Source organism: Kitasatospora sp. NBC_01287, from assembly GCF_026340565.1.
GTDB lineage: Bacteria > Actinomycetota > Actinomycetes > Streptomycetales > Streptomycetaceae > Kitasatospora.
This window is the reverse complement of sequence record NZ_JAPEPB010000001.1, coordinates 7,120,010-7,139,352: the sequence shown is the minus strand read 5'-3', so window position 1 is coordinate 7,139,352 and position 19,343 is coordinate 7,120,010. Positions and strand designations below refer to the sequence as shown.

Genomic DNA, 19,343 nt, shown 5'->3' with positions numbered 1-19,343 from the left:
CCCGATCAGCAGTCGGCCGGGAACTCCCCCGCCCGAACGCCCGCCACGAACGCCCGCCACGCGTCAGCGGCGAAGACCAGCGCGGGACCGCCCGCGTCCTTGCTGTCCCGGACCGGCAGCAGGCCCGCGAAGCCGTCGGCGACCTCGACGCAGTCGTTCGTGGAACCGCTGTAGCTGGACTTCCGCCAGGCCGCCGCGTGGAAATCAGAGGTGTGCATCAGCTGGAACCTTTCATCCCTTCCCATATGTCACGCATCATGCGGCGGCTGTCACCAGGATTCAGGGCAGCGGACCGCAGATTGTCGAAGACCGTGCGATACCTCTCGGCGTCCTCGGGATCGTCGAGGTACAGAGAGGACGTGAGATTCTCCAGGTAGATTACGTCACCGGCGGCCGGCAACGGGTAGGAGAAGATGACGAAGGGGCCCGACAGGCCCGCGTGGGCGCCCACTTCGAAAGGCAGCACCTGGAGCGAGGCGTTCTGCCGCCCCGCCACGCTCAGCAGGTGCTCCAACTGCCCGCGCATGACGGTCCGTCCACCGATCGGGGTCCGCAGCGCGGCCTCTCCGATGATGGCCGAGAGCCGCGCGGGGTTCGGCGCGGTCAGCACCTCCTGCCGGGCCAGCCGGACCTTGGTGAACGCGTCCAGTGACGCGTCGTCGAGAATCGCCGGATTGGCCCGCGTCACCGCCCGCGTGTAGCCCTCGGTCTGCAACAGCCCGGGAATCAGGGCGATCTGGAACGTACGGATCTGCGAGGCCTCAACCTCCAGCGCGATCAGGTCCGCGTATTCCGGCGGCAGCGTCTCCGCGTACTGCTGCCACCAGCCGCGCTTGCGGCTGTCACGCGCCAGAGCCTCCAGCGCGACGACGGCATCCGGATCGGTCACCCCGTAGAAGGCGAGCAACGGCCCGATGTCACGCGGCCTGATGCCGGTCTGGCCCAGCTCGACGCGGCTGACTGTCGCCTTGTGGACCTCCAGGAAGGCGGCGGCCTCCTCCACCGTCTTTCCCGCGTCCTCGCGGAGCCGCCGCAGCTGCGAACCGAGCCTGCGCCGCCGGATGCTGGGCTGCGGTGGGTGAGCAGGCGTCATGTCCGGCGCCCCCTTCGTGGTGGTCCAAATCTGCCGAGCACCACGATGCCAGATCAGGCGGGGGCGATCGAACTCAACATCGAACAACTGTAGATGTTGCAATCTGCGGCTGACGCGAGCAGTCTTGACTCTGCGATGAACTGTGGTCGCGCTGAGCGATCATGACGGTTCGTCACCGGGCATCCCTGTGCCCGTCTTCATTCAGCGACCGCGCCCCGGATGGAGCTCCGCCGTGCCCGAGATGCCCGAGATGCCCGACCAACCACCCTCTCCCATCGCCCCGGACCGCTGCTGGCTCCCGTGCAGCCGCCAATCACCGGCCCGGGCCCGGCGCCTGCTGCGAGAGTTCCTGCCCAAGCTGCGCGACGGCGAACGCTTCGCCGAGAAGGCCGAGTTGCTGGTCAGCGAGCTGGTCACCAACGCCCTGCTGCACGGCACGCGGCCCGGCCAGCTGATCCGGCTCGGCCTGGAGACGGACGGCGATCTGCTCTGGATCTCCGTCGAGGATGCCAGTGAGGCACCGCCCAGACCGCGCCTCGCAGCGGACGAGGAGTCGGGGCGCGGTCTGCTCCTGGTGGAGAGGCTCTCCGAAAAGTGGGGCTGGGGCCCGCGCGAGGGGACCGGCAAGCGGGTGTGGTGCGCGTGCGCCCCCGGCCCAGGGGTGGCGTAGCCATGACGTCCACTGAGGCAGAGTGCCCCGTTGTGGTGGAGATCGAAGGCATCACGCCCCCCGCGCAGTTCGCGCGCCTGGGCGACGCGCTCGCCGCACTCTGGGAGTCGATGCGCCTGCTGCCCCTCGGCGAGCCGCAGGCCGACTGGTTCGGCTACTACCTGACCCGGCCCGACGCCGCCCGACGGGTGGCGGAGATGCTGGAGCGCGACCAGCAGGTAGAGCTCTCCTTCGGCCTGCCGGACGGACCGCACGTGCTGTGCGTCCGGAAGGCAGGCGTCGAGGTGCCCCAACGGTGCTCGGCGAGGCGTCCGTCAGCGTCTGCATGAACTCGTAGCGAGCAAGGGGATCCAGCGCGGCGAGGTCGTCGCGGCCGCAGTCCGGCGCCCTGGGCCTTGCGCGACCAGATCACCAACTCCGCCCGAAGCTGGGCTTGTTAAGCCGATGAAGGCCCTATCAGCACGCCCACCAGGAAGGTGCCGACGCCGGGCGGCCTGCCGCGGGGCCCGCCAACTCCGGCTCCCGGTAGGCCTTGAGGACCGTGTTCGGGGCTTCCGGCCGCAGACCGGCGACTGGCTGGATCACCGGGCCAGTGACCCCCCGATCCTGGAACCCCCCGACCGCGGCGCCGCCCCCGGCTTCGGACACGCGGCGGACGTGGCCACGCTCAAGGAGCTGCGGGCCCGGACGGCCGCCAGCGAAGCGTAGTGGTCCTACGAGGCACGGTTTCTGACTGATCATCAGTTTCATGTGCGGCGTTCAATCCGACGTCATCTCGGATCCGCCCGGCCAGTGCAATATCACATGGCAGGCGGTCGGAACGTCCGGCCTCCGCCACCGCACTCTGAAGAGGGATCCCTCATGAAGCGCACCGCCCTGCTCGTGACCAGCACGCTGAGCCTCGGCCTCGCCCTGGCGGCCGGCCCGGCCGTTGCCGCAAACGCCGCACCGGCCACTGCTGCCGCTGCTGCCGCTGCTGACACCACCGAGACCTGCAGCCACACGGCGCTGCAGTCGGGGCTGGCCACCACGGTCTGCGTCGATGTCACCGGCACCGACGTCGCGCTGTCCGGGCAGATCGCCCTGGCCGGCCCGCCCAGCATCAGCGGCCCCGGACAGCAGCCGCAGCCGCCGCAGTTGATCACCACGCTGTCGGGCACCGTGGTCGGCGGCGCCGACCTGGGCACCACCCAGCAGGATCTGATCTTCCGCAACCAGACCCTCCACGTCACCGGCGTGAGCGGCACGGTCAACTGCGGTGACACGGTGCACGCGTCCTTCACGGTGGCCTCCTTCGGCTGGGGCAACACCCCGGTCACCGTGGACGTCCCGGTCACCTGCTGACCGCCGGCCCACCACCCGTCGCGCCCACTGCCCGCTGCCTGGCTGCCCGCTACCTGCTGCCTGGCTGCCCGCTCAGGCGATCCGCCGGATCCGCCGCACCGCGAGCCAGAGGAGCAGGGCCGCCAGCGCGAGGAAGATCCCCGTCTCGATCCCCTGGAAGGCCCAGAAACGGTCGGCCGGCTGGTACTGCTCCCAGTTGTAGGCGCCGGGCCCCAGGCTGGAGCACAGGTCCCCCGGCGTGGCGGCGCCCGGGGAGCAGCCGACCTGGCCGTCGCTGACCAGCAGCTTGCCGGCGGCGCTGCGCACGCCCTCGGCGTAGACCCAGTCACCGGCGGCGCGATCGGCGCCGGGGCCCGAGGTCACGGCGGTCACCGCGTAGGTCAGGGTCCTGGGCGCCATGAAGTGAGGGCGGGCCAGCATCTCGACGGCGAGCCGCACGGCGGTGAAGCCGCCGAGGGTGAGGGCCATGGCGGGCAGCACCTTCGGGCGCACGGTGCCCACGAAGAGGCCCAGGGCCAGTGCGAAGAGGGTGTAGCCGATCGGCACGATGCCCTGGACGTCGAAGTAGCCGTACGCGAACCGGCCGGCGCCCGCGCTGGCCAGTGGGGCGATCCACCAGGTCACGCCCAGTGCGTAGACCACGGCGAGCAGCACCGCGACCGACCCGACCAGGCCGAACTTCACCGCGGCCCAGCGCACCCGGCTGACGCCCTGGGTCCAGACCAACCGGTGGGTGCCGTCCTCGACCTCACGGGCGATCAGCGGGGCGCCGAAGAAGAGTCCGACCAGCAGCGGGAGCAGCATGAAGAGGATCGCGACGAAGCCGAGGCTGCCGAACTGGTTGTTGAACTGCTGGCCGAGCTCGCCGCAGTCGGGCCGGCGGCTGGCGGCGGACCCGCAGCCGGCCAGGCCCGAGCCGGTGAAGACGGAGTGCATGTGCAGGCCGGTGGGCAGCATCAGCGCGACGAGCACGGCGATGCCGATGGCCGTGTACAGCGCCTGCTTGCGGTGTTGACGCCAGGTCAGCCAGATCACGCGGTCACCGCCATGGCCGTGCGGGTGTCGGCGGCGGCGAGGTGGGCGAGGACGAGGTCCTCTAGGGTCACCTCGTGCACGGTCCAGCCCGGTTCGAAGGCCGCCCCGTCGGTGCGCACCAGCAGGGTGGACTGGCGGTCGGTGTGGCTGGCCCGGACCACCTCGGCCACGCCCGGGATCGGCCCCCCGCTCCCGGTGCGCGGGCCGATCAGGCGGCGGTGCTCGGCGAGCAGGTCCTCCACCGCGCCGGCCAGCTGGACCTGCGAGGTCCGCAGCAGGATCAGGTGGTCGCAGGAGCGCTCCAACTCGGCCAGCAGGTGCGAGGAGAGCAGCACGGTGGCACCGGTCTCGGCGACCGCGCCCATCAGCGTCTGCATGAACTCGTGCCGGGCGAGCGGGTCCAGAGCGGCGATCGGCTCGTCGAGCAGCAGCAGCCGGGGCTGCTTGGCCAGCGCGAGGGCCAGCGCGACCTGGGCCCGCTGACCGCCGGAGAGTCGCCCGACCGGTCTGTCGAGCGCGATCCCCAGCCGCGTCAGTCGCTCGCGGGCAGGCGCCGCCTCCCAGCGGCGGTTGAGCTTGCCACCCATGGTGATCAACTCGGCGGCGGTGAAGTCCTGGTAGAGCGGCGCGTCCTGGGCGACGAAGCCGATCTCGGCCAGCGCCTCGGTGTTGCCCACCGGGTCCTGGCCGAAGATCCGCACCTGGCCGGCGTCCGGCCGCAGCAGGCCGACGGCGAGGTGCAGCAGCGTGCTCTTGCCGGCGCCGTTCGGGCCGACCAGGGCGGCGATCCGCCCCGCCGGCAGCCGCAGTGAGCAGCCGCGCAGCGCCCAGGCGGCACCGTACCGCTTGCCCAACCCGGTTGCTTCCAAAGCGATGTCGGTCATGTGTTTCCCCCATCCTCGTCGGTGGCGCGGATCGTGGTGTCGATCAGCGCCGCAAGGTCGTCACGACTGAGGCCGGCGGCCCTGGCCTTGCGCAGCCAGAGCACCAACTCCTCCCGCAGTTCGGCCTGGTTGGCCAGCGACGGGCCGGCCAACGTGCCCACCAGGAAGGTGCCGACGCCGGGGCGGCCGGCCGCCAGGCCCGCCAACTCCAGCTCCCGGTAGGCCTTGAGGACCGTATTCGGGTTGATCGCCAGCGCCTGGGCCACCTCACGCACCTTGGGCAGTTGGTCGCCCGGCTGGGCCAGACCGACCCGCAGGGCCTGCTTGACCTGCAGCACCAGCTGCAGGTAGGTGGCCACCCGTGAGCGGCCGTCGAGCACGAACTCGATCACCGGCTACTTCCTCCATTGTCCTACGACAGTAGTACAGGCTGCCCCCGACGTGCCGAGCTGTCAAGCGAGCGAGGTAGTTTGAAAGTCCGTCAGCGGAACCAGGAGCAGCTCCCCTTGCACGAGAACGCCCAGTCCTTCGACCACGTCGCCGAGGAGTACGAGCGGCTGCACCAGCTGCTCGGCGACCCGGTGGCCGATTGGCTCCCCGACTGGCTCCCCGACGTGCTGCCGGACAGCGGCGGCCGGGCACTGGACCTGGGCTGCGGCGGCGGGCGGCACGCCGTACTGCTCGCCGAGCGGTTCGCGGAAGTCGACGCGATCGACCTCTCGGTCCCGATGATCGACCTGGCCCGCCGCGAGCGCCCGCGGCCCAACGTCCGCTACCGGGCGGCGGGCCTGCTGGAGACGGCCGGCCCATACGACTTCGTGCTGAGCGCCGCGACCCTGCACCACCTGCCCGACCTGGACGCGGCACTGCGGCACATCCGCTCGCTGCTCGCGCCCGGCGGGCGGGCGGTGCTGATCGACACCGTGTCCAAGCGCCCGGCCACCCCGCGCTGGTGGCTCTACTGCGGCGCCGTGCGCGCGCTCGCGCGGGAGCTGCCGCGGCGCGGGCCGACCCAGGCCCGGGAGCTCTTCCGACTGCGGACCGGTGACTGGCTGGATCACCGGGCCAGTGACCGCTACCTCAGCCGGGAGCAGTTCGAGCAGCGGTACGCGGCCCGCTTCCCCGGGGCCCGGTTCCAGCGTGTCGGGCGGGCGCACGGGATGGTCTGGGACCAACCTGGGAGATAACAGACATCCCGGTCAGGAGGAAGCAATGAGCACCGACGGCTTCACCACGTGCCTCTGGTTCGACGGACAGGCCGAGGAGGCGGCGGACCACTACCTCTCGATCTTCAAGAACTCCAGGCTCGGCCGGATCGGCCGCTACACCGAGGCCGGCCCGGGCCCGGCCGGCAGCGTCATGGCGGTCGAGTTCGAGCTCAACGGGCAGCGGTTCGTGGGCCTCAACGGCGGCCCGCAGTACACCTTCAACCCGGCGATCTCCTTCCAGATCAGCTGCGCGGACCAGGCCGAGGTCGACCACTACTGGGACCGGCTTGCCGACGGCGGCACCCCCGTCGCCTGCGGCTGGGTGACCGACCGCTTCGGGGTGTCCTGGCAGGTGGTCCCGGCCGAGCTGATCGACCTGGTCAGCGACCCCGACCCGGAGAAGGCGCAGCGGACCACCGCCGCGATGCTCAAGATGGTCAAGCTCGACATCGCGGCACTGCGCCGGGCCCACGCGGGCGACTGAACGGGCGGCCGCCCCCGGTGGACCGGCCGATCCCACCGGCCCACCGGAAGCCGGCCCAGCGCACCGGCCCAGCGCACCGGCTCAGTGCACCGGCGCGGCGGCCGGGGCCGTGGGCGCCGCACCGGGCACGGGCGCATCCGCGCGGCGCCGGCCCAGGTGGTTGAAGAGCAGGTTGAGCACGATCGCCGCCAGGCAGCCCGCCGAGATGCCCGAGCTCAGCACCGTGCCGATCTGCTGCGGGAAGGCGTGGTAGAAGGACGGGTAGGCGATCGGGAAGAGGCCGAAGGCCAGGCTCACCGCGACGATCAGCGCGTTGGAGCCGACCGACAGATCGGCCTTGCCCAGCGTGCGCACCCCCGCCACCGCGACGGTGCCGAAGAGCACCACGCCCGCGCCGCCGAGCACCGGTTGCGGCACCAGCGAGACCAGTCCCCCGACCGCCGGCAGCAGGCCCATCACGATCAGGAAGCCGCCGCCGAGCGCCACCACGAAGCGGCTGCGGATCTTCGTCAGCGCGACCAGGCCGATGTTCTGCGCGAAGGCGGAGCAGATGAAGCCGTTGAACACCCCGCCGAACGCGGTGGCCAGGCCGTCGGCACGCAGCCCGGCCGCGATGGTCCGGTCGTCGGCGGGGCGCTCGACCACCTCGCCGAGCGCGATCATGTCGGCGGTGGACTCGGTCATCGAGACCACCATCACCACCAGCATCGAGATGATCGAGGCCGCTTCGAAACGCGGCGCGCCGAACGCGAAGGGGTGCGGGAGCGCGAAGACCGGCAGCGAGGTGAGCGCGTGCGGGTCGACCTTGCCGAACGGGATCGCCGCCAACGTGCCCGCCAGCAGGCCGAAGAGGATGGCGATCCGCTGCGCGAAGCCGCGCAGGAAGCGGTTGAGGAGCAGCACCGCGAGCAGCGTGAAGGCGGCCAGGCCCAGGTTGGTCGGCGAACCGTAGCCGGCCGCCTGCGCGTTGCCGCCCTGCGCCCAGTTGCCCGCCACCGGCAGCAGTGAGACGCCGATCAGGGTGATCACCGTGCCGCTGACCACGGGTGGGAAGAATCTGACCAGGCGACAGAAGAGCGGGGCGGCCAGGAAGCAGCAGAGCCCCGCGACGATGGTCGAGCCGAAGATCAGCGGCAGCGCGGCGCCCCTCTTCGCCTCCACCACGGCCAGCACCGGGGAGACGGTGGCGAAGGAGACCCCGTTGACGAAGGGCAGCCGGGAGCCGATCCGCCAGACCCCCAGGGTCTGCAGCAGGGTGGCGATGCCCGCGATGAAGAGGGCGGCGGCCAGCAGCGCGGTCAGCCGCGCGGGGCTCAGGCCCACCGCGGCGCCGATGATCAGCGGCGGGGCGGCGACCCCGGCGTACATGCTCGCCACGTGCTGCAGCGCGACCGCCGACATCCGTCCGAACGGCAGTACTTCGTCGACCGGGTGCGTCCGCTCCGGCTCCAGGTCCTGACGGGCCATGGGTGTTGTCCCTCCACAGTGAACGGTGGCTTCGGGCCCGGGAACGACGACCGAAGTGCGGGACGGTGCACGGTGACGCTGGGACGGCCCTGGCGGACGGCGCAGCCGTCGCCCACCTGCCGGCTCCCGCGGCGAACGGGAGGCCGGCCCATGTGGCGAAATCCACGATGCGGAAACTCATTTCCGCGTTGGAGAGAATCTAGGAAGCGTGACTCCGCTCGTCAATAGCTCCTGGCCGATCGCCGCATACACGTACCAACTCTTGGTGGTTCCTCCAAGCGATCCGCCGAGCGATCCGTCAAGCGATCCGTCAAGCGATCCGCCGAGCGATCCGCCGAGCGCTCAGTACCGCATCCCCATCGCCGCCGTCACCTCGGCGAGCGTCACCTGCGCCACCTCGGCCGCCCGCTCGTTGCCCCGGGCCAGCACCTCGCGCAGGTGGCCCTGGTCGCCGGCCAGGGCGGCGCGCCGCTCGCGCAGCGGGCGCAGGTGCTCGTTGACCGCCTCGGTGACCAGCGCCTTGAGCGCGCTGGCCCCGCCGTCGCCGAGCCGCTCGGCCACCGCGCGCGGGTCCAGTCCCTGGCAGAACGCCGCCAGGTTCAGCAGGCTCGCGACCTCGGGGCGGCGCTCGGGGTCGTAGCCGATCCGGCGCTCGGTGTCGGTCTTGGCGCCGCGGATCAGCCGGGCCGTCTCGTCCTCGCTCGCGCCCAGCGCGATCGCGTTGCCCCGACTCTTGCTCATCTTGCCGCCGTCGGTGCCGAGCAGCAGCGGCATCGCCGAGAGCAGCGCCTCCGGCTCCGGGAAGATCGGCGCGGCCCCGTGCGCGTAGCGGGCGTTGAAGCGGCGCGCGATGGTCCTGGTGGCCTCCAGGTGCGGCAGCTGGTCCTGGCCGACCGGCACCAGGTGCGCCTTGCAGAAGAGGATGTCGGCCGCCTGGTGCACCGGGTAGGTCAGCATCAGACCGCTGACCTGGGCCTGGCGCGAGTGGGCGATCTCGTCCTTGACCGTGGGGTTGCGCTGCAGCTCGGCGGTGCTGACCAGGGAGAGGAAGGGCAGCAGCAGCTGGTTGAGGGCCGGCACCGCGCTGTGCGTGAAGATCACCGAGCGCGCCGGATCGATCCCGACCGCGAGATAGTCGAGCACCAACTCCCTTACGTAGTCGCCGAGTCGGTCGGCCACGTCGCGGTCGGTCAACACCTGGTAGTCGGCGATCACCACGAACAGCTCGGCGCCCTCGGCCTGCAGGCGCACCCGGTTCTGCAACGAGCCGAAGTAGTGGCCGAGGTGGAGGGCGCCGGTCGGGCGGTCGCCGGTCAGGACACGGGGGCGGAAGGCGGTCATCTTGCGTCTCCTCTGCACGGGGCGGGGCGGGGCTGCCGTCCGGCGGGGCCCGTGCGGTGGAGCACGCGAAAGGGCCGTCCGTCCGGACGACCCTGGGCATGTCGAATGCGCGGCCGTCCTAGGACGGCCACCAGCTGAGCGGGAGCAGCGGGTTGCGCATGGCAACACTGTAACCCGTGCAAGCGTTCAGTGGGGCGCCGGTTGCCGTTCACCACCCATGGGTACGCCGCCGCTAGCGTGAGCGGCCTTCACCAATCCCCTAGGCGAGGAGTTCCTGTGGACCAGCCCTTCGACGCCCCCGAGCAGAGCGGTGACGGCACGCTGAGCCGCCGCACCGCGCTGCGGCTGACCGCCACCGTGGGCGGTGCCGCGCTGGCCGCCGGACCGCTGCTCGGCGCCACCCCGGCCGTCGCTGACGACGGCTCAGGTGGCGGTGCATCGACCCAGGGGGCCGGCTCGCCGCTGCTGCTCACCCGGCCCGAGTCGCTCGGCGCCCCGCCGGTCGAGGGCCTGCACCTGACCTTCGGCGCCGACCCGACCCGGCAGATGACCGCCTCCTGGAGCACCGAGGGCCCGGTGCGCAACCCCCGGGTCCAACTGGGCACCCTGGAGGGCGGCTTCGGCCGCACCGTGCAGGCCGAGACCCGCACCTACACCGACGGTGCGAGCAACCGGGTGGTCTACACCCACCACGCCCGGATGGAGAACCTGCGCCCCGGCACCTACTACACCTACGCCGCGCTGCACGACGGCGGCCGCCCGGACGCCGGCACCTTCCGCACCGCCCAGCGCGGGCGGCAGGCCTTCACCTTCACCAGCTTCGGCGACCAGTCGGTGCCGGACACCACCTGGCAGCCGGACGGCAAGGGCGGCTTCACCGCGGTCGCCAACGGCATCGCCTCGCCGGCCGCGGCCGACATCGTGGGCGGCATCGAGCAGGTCGACCCGCTCTTCCACCTGCTCAACGGCGACCTCTGCTACGCCAACATCACGCCCGACCGGCTGCGCACCTGGCAGGGCTTCTTCGCCAACAACACCCGCTCCGCGCGGTACCGGCCCTGGATGCCGGCGGCCGGCAACCACGAGAACGAGAAGGCCAACGGCCCGATCGGCTTCTCCTCCTTCCAGACCCGCTTCGACCTGCCGGGCAACGGGGGCGACGAGGAGACCGAGGGGCTGTGGTACTCGTTCACGGTCGGCTCGGTGCACGTGGTGGTGCTGCAGAACGACGACGTGGCCTACCAGGACGCCGGTGACACCTACGTGTACGGCTACAGCGGCGGCGCCCAGCGCGCCTGGCTGGAGCAGGACCTGCGCCAGGCCCGGTCCGACAAGTCGATCGACTGGGTCGTGGTCTGCATGCACCAGGTGGTGATCAGCTCCTCGGACGCCAACGGCGCCGACCGCGGCATCCGCGAGCAGTGGGGGCCGCTCTTCGACCGCTACCAGGTGGACCTGGTGGTCTGCGGCCACGAGCACGACTACGAGCGCTCGCTGCCGGTGCGCGGCACGATATCCGGCTCGGAGACGCTGACCCCCAACCCGGTCTCCACCGCGACCGACGTGATGGACACCTCGCGCGGCACCGTGCACATGGTGCTGGGCGGCGGCGGCAACTCCTCCACCAGCAACGGCAAGTTCTTCGCCCCGGCCAAGGCCAAGGTGATCACCGGGGTCGGCCCGGTGGGCAGCAACGGCAAGCGGACGCCGATCTACGTGAACGAGGAGGCACCCTGGGTCGGCGTGCGCGACGTCGAGCACTCCTACGGCTTCGCCGCGTTCACCGTGGACCCGGGCACCAGGCCGGGCGGCACCACCAGCATCCACGTCACCTACTACACGGTGGCCCAGCCGGACGGGTCGATCAACCCGCTGGAGACCTTCGTGCTGCAGCGCAAGCGCTCTGACACACACTGACGGGCACTGACGGGCACCGACCGTCCCGACGAGGCCGCGTCCACCACCCGGTGGGCGCGGCCTCGTCGTTGACATCTCCCGCTCCGGGCGAGAGTCTAAGCAAGCGCTTAGTCAGCCTCGTTCCCGAAGCCCGAAGGACGCCATGACCGACAATCCCCCCGGACTCGACCTCGCCGCGCTCCAGGCCCACCTGGGCACCGGGCCGCTGAGCGCCGAGCTGATCGAGGGCGGCCGCTCCAACCTGACCTACCGCCTCACCGACGGCAGCAGCCGCTGGGTGCTGCGCCGTCCGCCGCTCGGACACGTGCTGGCCACCGCCCACGACATGGCCCGCGAGTACCGGGTGATCGGCGCGCTGCACGGCTCGCCGGTCCCGGTGCCGCAGGTGGTGCGGCTGACCGAGGACCCGGCGGTGATCGGCGCGCCGTTCTACCTGATGGAGTTCGTCGAGGGCACCGCGCACCGCGACAGCGCGGCGCTCGCCGCACTCGGGACCGAGCGGGTGCGGGCGCTGGCCGAGCACCTGGTGGACACTCTCGTCGCGCTGCACGCGATCGACCCGCGGGAGGTTGGCCTGGCCGACTTCGGGCGCCCTGAGGGCTTCCTGGCCCGGCAGGTGCAGCGCTGGGGCAAGCAGCTGGCCGCCTCCCGCAGCCGGGAGGTGCCCGGGATCGAGGAGCTGGCCGAGCGCCTGGCGCGCCTCCTGCCGCACTCCCCCGCGCCCGCGCTGGTGCACGGCGACTACCGCCTGGACAACGTGCTGGTCGGTCCGGACGACCGGATCACCGCCGTGCTCGACTGGGAGATGTCCACCCTCGGCGATCCGCTGACCGACCTCGGGCTGCTGGTGATGTACACCGAACTGGCCGCCGAGTTCGCCGGGGTGATCCCGGGCGTCGCGCTGGCACCGGGCTTCCCTGACGGCGCCGAGCTCATCGCCCGCTACGCGGATCGCTCGGGGCGGGACGTGGGCCGGGTCGACTGGTACGTGGCCTTCGCCTCCTTCAAGCTCGCCGTGGTGCTGGAGGGCATCCACTTCCGCTACAGCCGGGGCGGCACCGTCGGGACCGGCTTCGACCGGGTCGGCGCGCTGGTCCCGCTCTTCGTCGAGCACGGCCTGACCGCACTCAAGGAGCGCTGAACCGCATGGACTTCGCCTTCGACGCCCGCACCGAGGAGCTGCGCGAGCGGCTCACCGCGTTCCTGGAGCAGCACGTCCACCCCGCCGAGTCGCGCCTGACCGTCAACGAGGACTGGTCGACCCCGGCCGTCATCCGCGAACTGCGCACCGAGGCCAGGGCGCAGGGCCTGTGGAACCTCTTCCGTGAGCTGCCCAACCTGCAGTACGCCCCGCTCGCCGAACTCACCGGGCGCAGCATCCTGCTGGCCCCGGCCGCGGTCAACTGCGCGGCGCCGGACACCGGGAACATGGAGCTGCTCGCCCAGTTCGGTGACGAGGCGCAGCGCGAGGAGTGGCTGGAGCCGCTGCTGGCCGGCGAGATCCGCTCCGCGTTCGCGATGACCGAGCCCGAGGTGGCCTCCTCCGACGCCTCCAACATCGAGACCCGGATCGAGCGGCGCGGCGGCGACTACCTGGTCAACGGCCGCAAGTGGTACATCACCGGGGCGATGAACCCCGAGTGCAAGGTCTTCATCGTGATGGGCAAGACCGACCCGGACGCCGATCCGCGCCACCAGCAGTCGATGATCCTGGTGCCGCGCGACACCCCGGGAGTCACGGTCAAGCGTGCGATGACGGTGTTCGGTTACGAGGACCGCGACCACGGCGGGCACGCCGAGGTGCTCTTCGAGGACGTCCGGGTGCCGGCCGCCAACCTGATCGGCGAGCCGGGCTCCGGCTTCGCGATCGCCCAGGCCCGGCTCGGCCCGGGGCGGATCCATCACTGCATGCGGGCGATCGGGATCGCCGAGCGGGCCCTTGAGCTGATGTGCCGCCGGGTCACCGAGCGGGTGGCCTTCGGCCGGCCGCTGGCGGCGCAGGGCGTGGTGCAGGACTGGATCGCGGAGTCCCGGGTGCGGATCGAGCAGGCCCGGCTGCTGGTGCTGAAGACCGCCTGGCTGATGGACACGGTCGGCAACAAGGGCGCGCACACCGAGATCCAGGCGATCAAGATCGTGGTCCCGCAGACCGTGGAATGGATCCTGGACAAGGCGGTGCAGGCGCACGGCGCGGCCGGCGTCAGCCAGGACACCCCGCTGGCCCAGCTCTGGGCGGGCAACCGCACGCTGCGACTGGCCGACGGCCCCGACGAGGTGCACCGGCGCTCGCTGGCCCGGCGCGAGCTGCGGAGGTACCAGGCTTGAACGAGACCGAACTCCAGGCCCGGACGAGCGAGCTGCTCGCGGCCCATCCGCATGCGGAAGTCGGTCGGCTCGACTTCCTGCGCGCCCGGTTCGACGCCGGCCTGGCCTGGGTGCACTTCCCGGTCGGGCTCGGCGGACTAGGCCTGCCGCGTGCCCAGCAGGCCGTGGTGGACGCCGGGTTGGCGGCGGCCGGGGCACCGGACAACGACCCGCGCCGGATCGGCATCGGGCTGGGCATGGCCGCCCCGACCATCCTGCGCCACGGCACCGACGGGCAGCGGCGCCGCTGGCTGCGGCCGCTGTGGACCGGCGAGGAGGTCTGGTGCCAGCTCTTCAGCGAGCCGGGCGCCGGCTCCGACCTGGCCGCCCTGGCCACCCGCGCGGTGCGGGACGCGGACGGCGCCTGGACGGTGGACGGCCAGAAGGTGTGGACCTCCAGCGCGCACACCGCCCGCTGGGCGATCCTGATCGCCCGCACCGACCCGGCGCTGCCCAAGCACCAGGGCATCACCTACTTCGTCTGCGACATGACGGCCCCCGGGGTGGAGGTGCGCCCGCTGCGGCAGATCACCGGCGAGGCCGAGTTCAACGAGGTCTTCCTGACCGGCGTGCGGATCCCCGACGCCGACCGGCTCGGCGCGGTGGGCGAGGGCTGGCGGATCGCCGGGACCACGCTGAACAACGAGCGGGTCGCGATCGGCGGCCAGGCGACACCCCGCGAGGGCGGCCTGATCGGCATCGTCGCCGGGACCTGGCGGGAGCGGCCCGAGCTGCGCACCCCCGAGCTGCACCAACGGCTGCTGCGGCACTGGGTGGAGGCCGAGGTGCTGCGGCTGACCGGCGAGCGGCTGCGCCAGCAGCTGGCGGCCGGCCAGCCGGGCCCCGAGGGCGCCGGCGGCAAGCTCGGCTTCGCCCGGCTGGCACAGGAGTTGACCGGCTTCGAGGTCGAACTGCTCGGCGAGGAGGGCCTGGGCTACGACGACTGGACGCTGCGCCGCCCCGAGCTGGTGGACTTCAACGGCCGCGAGGCCGGCTACCGCTACCTGCGGGCCAAGGGCAACTCGATCGAGGGCGGGACCAGCGAGATCCTGCGCAACATCATCGCCGAACGGGTGCTGGGACTGCCGCCCGAGCCGCGCACGGACAAGGACGTCCCGTGGAAGGAGCTGTCGCGGTGAACCTGCTCTACTCCGAGATCGAGGAGGAACTGCGGGCCAGCGTGCGGGCGCTGCTGCGCGACCGCAGCCCGGCGGCGACCGTGCTGGCCCGCGTCTCGGCCGGCCAGGGCTACGACCCGGCGCTGTGGCGGGCGTTGGCGGTGGACCTGGGCGCGGCCGGCCTCCAGGACCCGGCGGCGGGCGGCTCGCTGCGGGAAGTGGCCGTGGTCATGGAGGAGTTGGGCCGCTCGGTGGCGCCCGTGCCGTTCCTCGGCAGCGCCGTGCTGGCCACGGCGGCGCTGGGCGGGGAGGGGCTGGGCGAACGCACCGGCACGCTGGTGGTGCCGTTCTCCGGCGGGGCACCGACCGTGCGGGAGTCCGGCGGGCGGCTGACCGGCCGGGTCACCTCGGTGGCCGACGCGCTGACCGCCGACCTGCTGGTGGTGCCGAGCACCGACGGCGCGCTCTGGGTGGTGGAGCAGGGCTTCACCGTCACCCCGCGCACCTCGCTGGACCTGACCCGGCCGCTGGCGGACGTCGTGTTCGACGACGCCCCGGGGCGGTTGGTGACCGAGGACCCGGCGGCGCTGGAGCGGGCGCTGCTCACCGGGGCCGGACTGCTGGCCTCCGAGCAGCTCGGGATCGCCGAGTGGTGCCTGGCCACCACGGTCGAACACCTCCGCGAGCGGCGGCAGTTCAACCGTCCGCTGGGCTCCTTCCAGGCGCTCAAGCACCGGTTGGCCGACCTCTGGCTGGAGGTGGTCGGTGCCCGCGCCGCCGCCCGGGCGGCGGCGGACGCGCTGGCGGGCGCTGCGGCGGACGCGGAGCTGCTGGTCGCCGTGGCCGCCTCGCACTGCGGCACGGTCGCGGTGCGGGCCGCCGAGGAGTGCGTGCAGCTGCACGGCGGCATCGGCATGACCTGGGAGCACCCGGCCCACCTCTACCTGAAACGGGCCAAGGCCGACCAGTTGGCGCTGGGCACTCCGGGGCGCCACCGGGCCCGGCTGGCCGAACTGGTGGACCTGCCGGCCTGAACCCGGCCTGAACCCGGCCCTGAACTCGGCCTGAGCGTGGCGTGAGCGTGGCGTGGCGGTGCCCCCGAGGATCAACACCTCAGGGGCACCGCCACGTTCAGAGCCCGATCACCACGCGTCCGGTGGTCGTCCCCTCGGCCACCCGCTGCACGCCGTCCGCAGCCTGCTCGAACGCCAGCCGCTCGCTCACCAGCGGGCGCACCACGCCCTGCTCGGCCAGCTTGGTCAGCTCCTCGTGCGCGGCCCGCACCGCGCCCGGGTCCTTGGTGTTGTAGAGGCCCCAGTGCAGGCCCAGCACCGAGTAGTTCTTCACCAGCGCGTGCCCCAGCGGCGGCGCCGGGATGGTGCCGCCGGCGAAGCCGACCACCACGATCCGGCCCTCGAAGGCGACGCACCTGGTGGAGCCGGTGTAGGCGTCCCCGCCCACCGGGTCGAAGACCACGTCCGCGCCGCGGCCACCGGTGGCCTCCTTGACCGCGGCCACGAAGTCCTCGCTCTTGCGGTCGATCACCACGTCGCAGCCCAACCGCCGTGCCACGACGGCCTTCTCCGCACCGCCGACGACGCCGATCACCGTCGCACCGGCCGCCTTGCCGAGCTGCACCGCCGCGCTGCCGACCCCGCCGGCCGCCGCGTGCACCAGCAGGGTCTCCCCCGGGCGCAGCGCGGCCCGGCGGTGCAGCGCGAACCAGGCGGTCTGGTAGCCGATGTGCAGCGCGGCCGCCTCGGCGTCGTCCAGCGCCCGGGGAGCCGGGAAGAGCGCCCGCGCGTCCAGCAGCGCGTACTGGGCGAAGGCGCCGGTGCCCGCCACCGGATTGCCGATCACCCGCTCACCGCTGGGAAGTTCACCGCAGAGCTCGACGCCCGGGGTGAACGGCAGCGGCGGCTTCACCTGGTAGAGCCCCAGGCACATCAGCGCGTCGGGGAAGTTGACGGCCGCGGCGCGCACCTTCACCAGCACCTGGTGCTCGCCCGCGACCGGCGCGGGCACGTCCTCGACCAGCCGCATCACCTCGCGCGGCAGTCCCAGCTCGGCCACCTGCCAGGCCCTCATGCCAATCCCTCCACGACCTTGGCCTGCAAGCGGTTCATCGCGTCCAGCCAGCCGTCCGGATCCGTCGCCCGCGCCGCGTAGTAGCCGGCTACTTCGGGGTGCGGCAGGATCAGGAACCGCTCGGCCTCGATCGCCCGCAGCACCTCCTCGGCCACCGCCGCGGGCTCCAGCGCGGTGGCGCCCATCAACGCCTCGCCCACCGCGCCGGCCTCCTCAAGGATCCGGGTCCGCACGCCCTGGGGGCAGAGCGCGTGCACCTTGACGCCTCGGTGGCGGTAGGTGGCGGCGAGCCACTCGGCGAACGAGAGCGCCGCGTGCTTGCTGACCGAGTACGGCGCCGAGCCGAGCATGGTCAGCAGCCCGGCCGCCGAGACGGTGGCCACGAAGCGCCCCTCTCCGCGCTCCAGCCACTCGGGCAGCAGCAGTTCGGCCGCCCGCACATGGGCCATCACGTTGACCTCCCAAGCCGCGCTCCACAGCGCCTCGGGCGCGTCCGCACCACCGCCGGGCGCCACCCCGGCGTTCGCGCAGTACACGTCGATGCCGCCGAACCGCGCCCGGGCGCCCTCGATCAGCGCCGCCACGCCCTCACGGCTCGCCGCGTCACCGGGCAGCGCCACCGCGCCGATCCGGGCCGCGACCTGGGCCGCCGCCTCGGCGTCCAGGTCGTTGACCACCACCGACGCACCGCCCGCCGCGAAGGCCTCGGCCAGCGCGGCGCCGATCCCGTGCCCGGCGCCGGTCACCACCACCCTCCCCCAGCCTCCGGCCGGGGGGACCCCCGCACCCCCGGCCCCGCTCACAGGCCGCCGCCCAGGGTCACGCCGCCGTCCAGCACCAGGGTCTGCCCGGTGATCCAGCCGGCCTCCTCGGAGAGCAGGAACGCCACCGCGCCCGCCACGTCCTGCGGCACCCCGAGCCGCTTCAGCGGGTAGGGCGCGGCCGCCTCCTCCTCGCGGCCCTGGTAGAGCGCCTCGGCGAACTTGGTCTTGACCACGGCGGGCGCCACCGCGTTCACCCGGATCCCCGGGCCCAGCTCCCCGGCCAGCTCCATGGTGAGCCGGGTGAGCGCGGCCTTGCTGACCCCGTACATGCCGATGCCCGGCGAGGTCCGCAGGCCCGCGATCGAGGAGACGTTGACCACGGCGCCGCCGTGCTCGCCCATCCAGGCCTGGTGGGCGAGCCGGGTCCAGGCCAGCGGCGCGAGCACGTTGACGGCCAGGATCTTGGCGGCGGCGCCCGGGTCGGTGTCCAGCACCGAGCCGAAGACCGGGTTGATGCCGGTGTTGTTGACCAGCAGGTCGAGCCGACCGAACTCGGCCATCACCCGCTCCACCGCCGCCTGCTGGTGGGCCGGGTCGTCGGCCTTGCCCGCCACCGCGATCGCGTGCTCGGGGCCGCCCAGCTCGGCCACGGCCTCGGCGAGCGGCTCGGGGTTGCGGGCCGTGACGCAGACCCGCGCACCGCGCTCGACCAGCTCACGGGCGATGCCCAGGCCGATGCCCCGGCTCGCGCCGGTGACCAGGGCCACCTGCCCCTTGAACGTCAACGTCATGGCCATCCTCTACTCATCGGTAACTCAGGTGACTAAGCGCTTGCTCAGCATCTTGTCCCCGGGCCACACTGTCAACCGTCCGCCTGCCCCGATCCGTGCCCGTGCGAGGATGTCGACCATGACCACCGAGCAGCACCTCGCCGACCTGTGGCCCGGGGAGCGTCCCGAGGCCGCGCGCCGGCTGCTGCTCGCCGCCGTCGAGTCCTTCGCCTCACGCGGCTTCCACGCCACCACCACCCGGGACATCGCCACCGCCGCCGGGATGAGCCCCGCCGCGCTCTACATCCACTACCCCTCCAAGGCCGCGCTGCTCGCCGAGATCAGCCGCAACGGGCATGCCGCCACCCTCGCGCTGGTCGAGGAGGCCGCGGCGGACGGCACCGATCCGGCGGCCCGGATGCGCAGGCTGGTCGAGCGGTTCACCGCCTGGCACGCACGCGGCCACACCGTGGGGCGGATCGTCAACTACGAGCTGCGCGCCCTGCCGGAGGAGGACTTCGCGGTGGTGGCCGAGCTGCGGCGGCGGATCGAGGACACGGTGATGCGGCTGATCGAGGAGGGCGCGGCGGCCGGCGTCTTCAGCGTCGCCGAGACCCGCACCACCGCTCGCGCGGTCACCTCGCTCGGCATCGACGTGGCCCGCTGGTACAACGAGCGCAGCAGTGAGAGCCCCGAGGAGCTGGGCACCCGCTACGCCGACCTGGTGCTGCGGATGCTCGGCGCCGCCGGCGCCACCAGCGTCGCCGACACTGCCCAGGCCACCCCGACAGCCTGA

General features: G+C 72.6%; 21 protein-coding genes. 11 read left to right on the top strand and 10 right to left on the bottom strand.

The genetic code is table 11. From position 1 onward, the window contains the following. Window positions 1–5: 5 nt before the first annotated feature. Together OG455_RS31320 and OG455_RS31315 are read right to left on the bottom strand one after the other, a co-directional pair. On the bottom strand, window positions 6–218 hold the full coding sequence (locus OG455_RS31320; RefSeq protein WP_266299496.1) for a DUF397 domain-containing protein: 213 nt from the start codon (window positions 216–218) through the stop codon (window positions 6–8). Continuing rightward, a complete protein-coding gene (locus tag OG455_RS31315; protein ID WP_266299494.1) occupies window positions 218–1,180 on the bottom strand; it encodes a helix-turn-helix transcriptional regulator in 963 nt (320 codons plus the stop codon). Before OG455_RS31315 ends, OG455_RS31320 begins: the two co-directional genes overlap by 1 nt. Window positions 1,181–1,334: 154 nt before the next feature. Between OG455_RS31315 and OG455_RS31310 the strand changes: the two genes are divergently transcribed. The 3 genes from OG455_RS31310 (at window position 1,335) to OG455_RS31300 (ending at window position 3,107) form a co-directional block, all read left to right on the top strand. Next, entirely contained in the window at window positions 1,335–1,763 is a 429-nt protein-coding gene (locus tag OG455_RS31310; protein ID WP_266301024.1) for an ATP-binding protein, read from the top strand. Between the two features lie 2 nt (window positions 1,764–1,765). Beyond that, window positions 1,766–2,092 (top strand): hypothetical protein, encoded by a 327-nt coding sequence (locus OG455_RS31305; RefSeq protein ID WP_266299492.1) that lies wholly within the window; start codon window positions 1,766–1,768, stop codon window positions 2,090–2,092. Window positions 2,093–2,624: 532 nt separating this feature from the next. Further along, entirely contained in the window at window positions 2,625–3,107 is a 483-nt protein-coding gene (locus OG455_RS31300) for a hypothetical protein (protein WP_266299490.1), read from the top strand. Between the two features lie 72 nt (window positions 3,108–3,179). Here OG455_RS31300 and OG455_RS31295 read toward each other — a convergent pair whose 3' ends face one another. From OG455_RS31295 to OG455_RS31285, 3 genes are read right to left on the bottom strand one after another with little or no spacing between them, the layout of a single operon-like run. Then, window positions 3,180–4,142, bottom strand: a complete 963-nt coding sequence (locus OG455_RS31295; RefSeq protein WP_266299488.1) for an ABC transporter permease — start codon at window positions 4,140–4,142, stop codon at window positions 3,180–3,182. Continuing rightward, window positions 4,139–5,026, bottom strand: coding sequence for an ABC transporter ATP-binding protein (locus OG455_RS31290; protein WP_266299486.1), 888 nt, complete (start codon window positions 5,024–5,026; stop codon window positions 4,139–4,141). Before OG455_RS31290 ends, OG455_RS31295 begins: the two co-directional genes overlap by 4 nt. Further along, the gene (locus OG455_RS31285) at window positions 5,023–5,418 is read right to left on the bottom strand and encodes a GntR family transcriptional regulator (protein ID WP_266299484.1); all 396 of its coding nucleotides are present in this window, start codon (window positions 5,416–5,418) and stop codon (window positions 5,023–5,025) included. Before OG455_RS31285 ends, OG455_RS31290 begins: the two co-directional genes overlap by 4 nt. A gap of 114 nt (window positions 5,419–5,532) precedes the next feature. On the opposite strand from OG455_RS31285, the gene OG455_RS31280 reads away from it, so the two are divergent. Together OG455_RS31280 and OG455_RS31275 are read left to right on the top strand one after the other, a co-directional pair. Beyond that, a complete protein-coding gene (locus OG455_RS31280) occupies window positions 5,533–6,213 on the top strand; it encodes a bifunctional 2-polyprenyl-6-hydroxyphenol methylase/3-demethylubiquinol 3-O-methyltransferase UbiG (RefSeq protein ID WP_266299482.1) in 681 nt (226 codons plus the stop codon). Between the two features lie 25 nt (window positions 6,214–6,238). Beyond that, window positions 6,239–6,718 (top strand): VOC family protein, encoded by a 480-nt coding sequence (locus tag OG455_RS31275; RefSeq protein ID WP_266299480.1) that lies wholly within the window; start codon window positions 6,239–6,241, stop codon window positions 6,716–6,718. 81 nt (window positions 6,719–6,799) lie between these two features. Here the strand turns inward: OG455_RS31275 and OG455_RS31270 are convergent, their stop codons facing one another. After that, complete coding sequence (locus OG455_RS31270; RefSeq protein ID WP_266299478.1) at window positions 6,800–8,185, bottom strand: nucleobase:cation symporter-2 family protein; 1,386 nt, start codon at window positions 8,183–8,185, stop codon at window positions 6,800–6,802. A 342-nt stretch (window positions 8,186–8,527) separates the two neighbouring features. Then, on the bottom strand, window positions 8,528–9,526 hold the full coding sequence (gene trpS, locus OG455_RS31265) for a tryptophan--tRNA ligase (RefSeq protein ID WP_266299476.1): 999 nt from the start codon (window positions 9,524–9,526) through the stop codon (window positions 8,528–8,530). 276 nt (window positions 9,527–9,802) lie between these two features. Here trpS and OG455_RS31260 point away from each other — a divergent pair, with 276 nt between their 5' ends. The 5 genes from OG455_RS31260 to OG455_RS31240 all read left to right on the top strand — a co-directional run bounded on the left by OG455_RS31260 (window position 9,803) and on the right by OG455_RS31240 (window position 15,959). Further along, window positions 9,803–11,443, top strand: a complete 1,641-nt coding sequence (locus tag OG455_RS31260; RefSeq protein WP_266299474.1) for a metallophosphoesterase family protein — start codon at window positions 9,803–9,805, stop codon at window positions 11,441–11,443. A gap of 142 nt (window positions 11,444–11,585) precedes the next feature. Beyond that, window positions 11,586–12,584, top strand: a complete 999-nt coding sequence (locus OG455_RS31255) for a phosphotransferase family protein (RefSeq protein ID WP_266299472.1) — start codon at window positions 11,586–11,588, stop codon at window positions 12,582–12,584. A 5-nt stretch (window positions 12,585–12,589) separates the two neighbouring features. Next, window positions 12,590–13,768 (top strand): acyl-CoA dehydrogenase family protein, encoded by a 1,179-nt coding sequence (locus OG455_RS31250; RefSeq protein ID WP_266299470.1) that lies wholly within the window; start codon window positions 12,590–12,592, stop codon window positions 13,766–13,768. After that, window positions 13,765–14,946, top strand: a complete 1,182-nt coding sequence (locus tag OG455_RS31245) for an acyl-CoA dehydrogenase family protein (RefSeq protein ID WP_266299468.1) — start codon at window positions 13,765–13,767, stop codon at window positions 14,944–14,946. Before OG455_RS31250 ends, OG455_RS31245 begins: the two co-directional genes overlap by 4 nt. Continuing rightward, a complete protein-coding gene (locus OG455_RS31240) occupies window positions 14,925–15,959 on the top strand; it encodes an acyl-CoA dehydrogenase family protein (protein WP_266299466.1) in 1,035 nt (344 codons plus the stop codon). Before OG455_RS31245 ends, OG455_RS31240 begins: the two co-directional genes overlap by 22 nt. A 97-nt stretch (window positions 15,960–16,056) precedes the next feature. Here OG455_RS31240 and OG455_RS31235 read toward each other — a convergent pair whose 3' ends face one another. Genes OG455_RS31235 through OG455_RS31225 form a run of 3 tightly spaced genes read right to left on the bottom strand, consistent with a single transcriptional unit; the run spans window position 16,057 to window position 18,568 of the window. Further along, a complete protein-coding gene (locus OG455_RS31235) occupies window positions 16,057–17,013 on the bottom strand; it encodes an NADPH:quinone oxidoreductase family protein (protein WP_266299464.1) in 957 nt (318 codons plus the stop codon). Then, the gene (locus OG455_RS31230) at window positions 17,010–17,765 is read right to left on the bottom strand and encodes an SDR family oxidoreductase (RefSeq protein WP_266299462.1); all 756 of its coding nucleotides are present in this window, start codon (window positions 17,763–17,765) and stop codon (window positions 17,010–17,012) included. Before OG455_RS31230 ends, OG455_RS31235 begins: the two co-directional genes overlap by 4 nt. Before the next feature lie 47 nt (window positions 17,766–17,812). After that, window positions 17,813–18,568 carry an SDR family oxidoreductase gene (locus tag OG455_RS31225; RefSeq protein ID WP_266299460.1) on the bottom strand — a complete coding sequence of 252 codons (756 nt, stop codon included), beginning with the start codon at window positions 18,566–18,568 and terminating at the stop codon, window positions 17,813–17,815. A gap of 118 nt (window positions 18,569–18,686) precedes the next feature. On the opposite strand from OG455_RS31225, the gene OG455_RS31220 reads away from it, so the two are divergent. Further along, complete coding sequence (locus tag OG455_RS31220) at window positions 18,687–19,343, top strand: TetR/AcrR family transcriptional regulator (protein WP_266299458.1); 657 nt, start codon at window positions 18,687–18,689, stop codon at window positions 19,341–19,343.

What these genes read in the sequence shown, in the direction of transcription:
- OG455_RS31300 (WP_266299490.1), top strand. Translation starts at nt 2,625, where the DNA reads ATGAAGCGCACCGCCCTGCTCGTGACCAGCACGCTGAGCCTCGGCCTC.
- OG455_RS31275 (WP_266299480.1), top strand. Translation starts at nt 6,239, where the DNA reads ATGAGCACCGACGGCTTCACCACGTGCCTCTGGTTCGACGGACAGGCC.
- OG455_RS31255 (WP_266299472.1), top strand. Translation starts at nt 11,586, where the DNA reads ATGACCGACAATCCCCCCGGACTCGACCTCGCCGCGCTCCAGGCCCAC.
- OG455_RS31270 (WP_266299478.1), bottom strand. Translation starts at nt 8,185, where the DNA reads ATGGCCCGTCAGGACCTGGAGCCGGAGCGGACGCACCCGGTCGACGAA.
- trpS (WP_266299476.1), bottom strand. Translation starts at nt 9,526, where the DNA reads ATGACCGCCTTCCGCCCCCGTGTCCTGACCGGCGACCGCCCGACCGGC.
- OG455_RS31220 (WP_266299458.1), top strand. Translation starts at nt 18,687, where the DNA reads ATGACCACCGAGCAGCACCTCGCCGACCTGTGGCCCGGGGAGCGTCCC.
- OG455_RS31310 (WP_266301024.1), top strand. Translation starts at nt 1,335, where the DNA reads ATGCCCGAGATGCCCGACCAACCACCCTCTCCCATCGCCCCGGACCGC.
- OG455_RS31305 (WP_266299492.1), top strand. Translation starts at nt 1,766, where the DNA reads ATGACGTCCACTGAGGCAGAGTGCCCCGTTGTGGTGGAGATCGAAGGC.
- OG455_RS31235 (WP_266299464.1), bottom strand. Translation starts at nt 17,013, where the DNA reads ATGAGGGCCTGGCAGGTGGCCGAGCTGGGACTGCCGCGCGAGGTGATG.
- OG455_RS31250 (WP_266299470.1), top strand. Translation starts at nt 12,590, where the DNA reads ATGGACTTCGCCTTCGACGCCCGCACCGAGGAGCTGCGCGAGCGGCTC.
- OG455_RS31225 (WP_266299460.1), bottom strand. Translation starts at nt 18,568, where the DNA reads ATGACGTTGACGTTCAAGGGGCAGGTGGCCCTGGTCACCGGCGCGAGC.
- OG455_RS31290 (WP_266299486.1), bottom strand. Translation starts at nt 5,026, where the DNA reads ATGACCGACATCGCTTTGGAAGCAACCGGGTTGGGCAAGCGGTACGGT.
- OG455_RS31320 (WP_266299496.1), bottom strand. Translation starts at nt 218, where the DNA reads ATGCACACCTCTGATTTCCACGCGGCGGCCTGGCGGAAGTCCAGCTAC.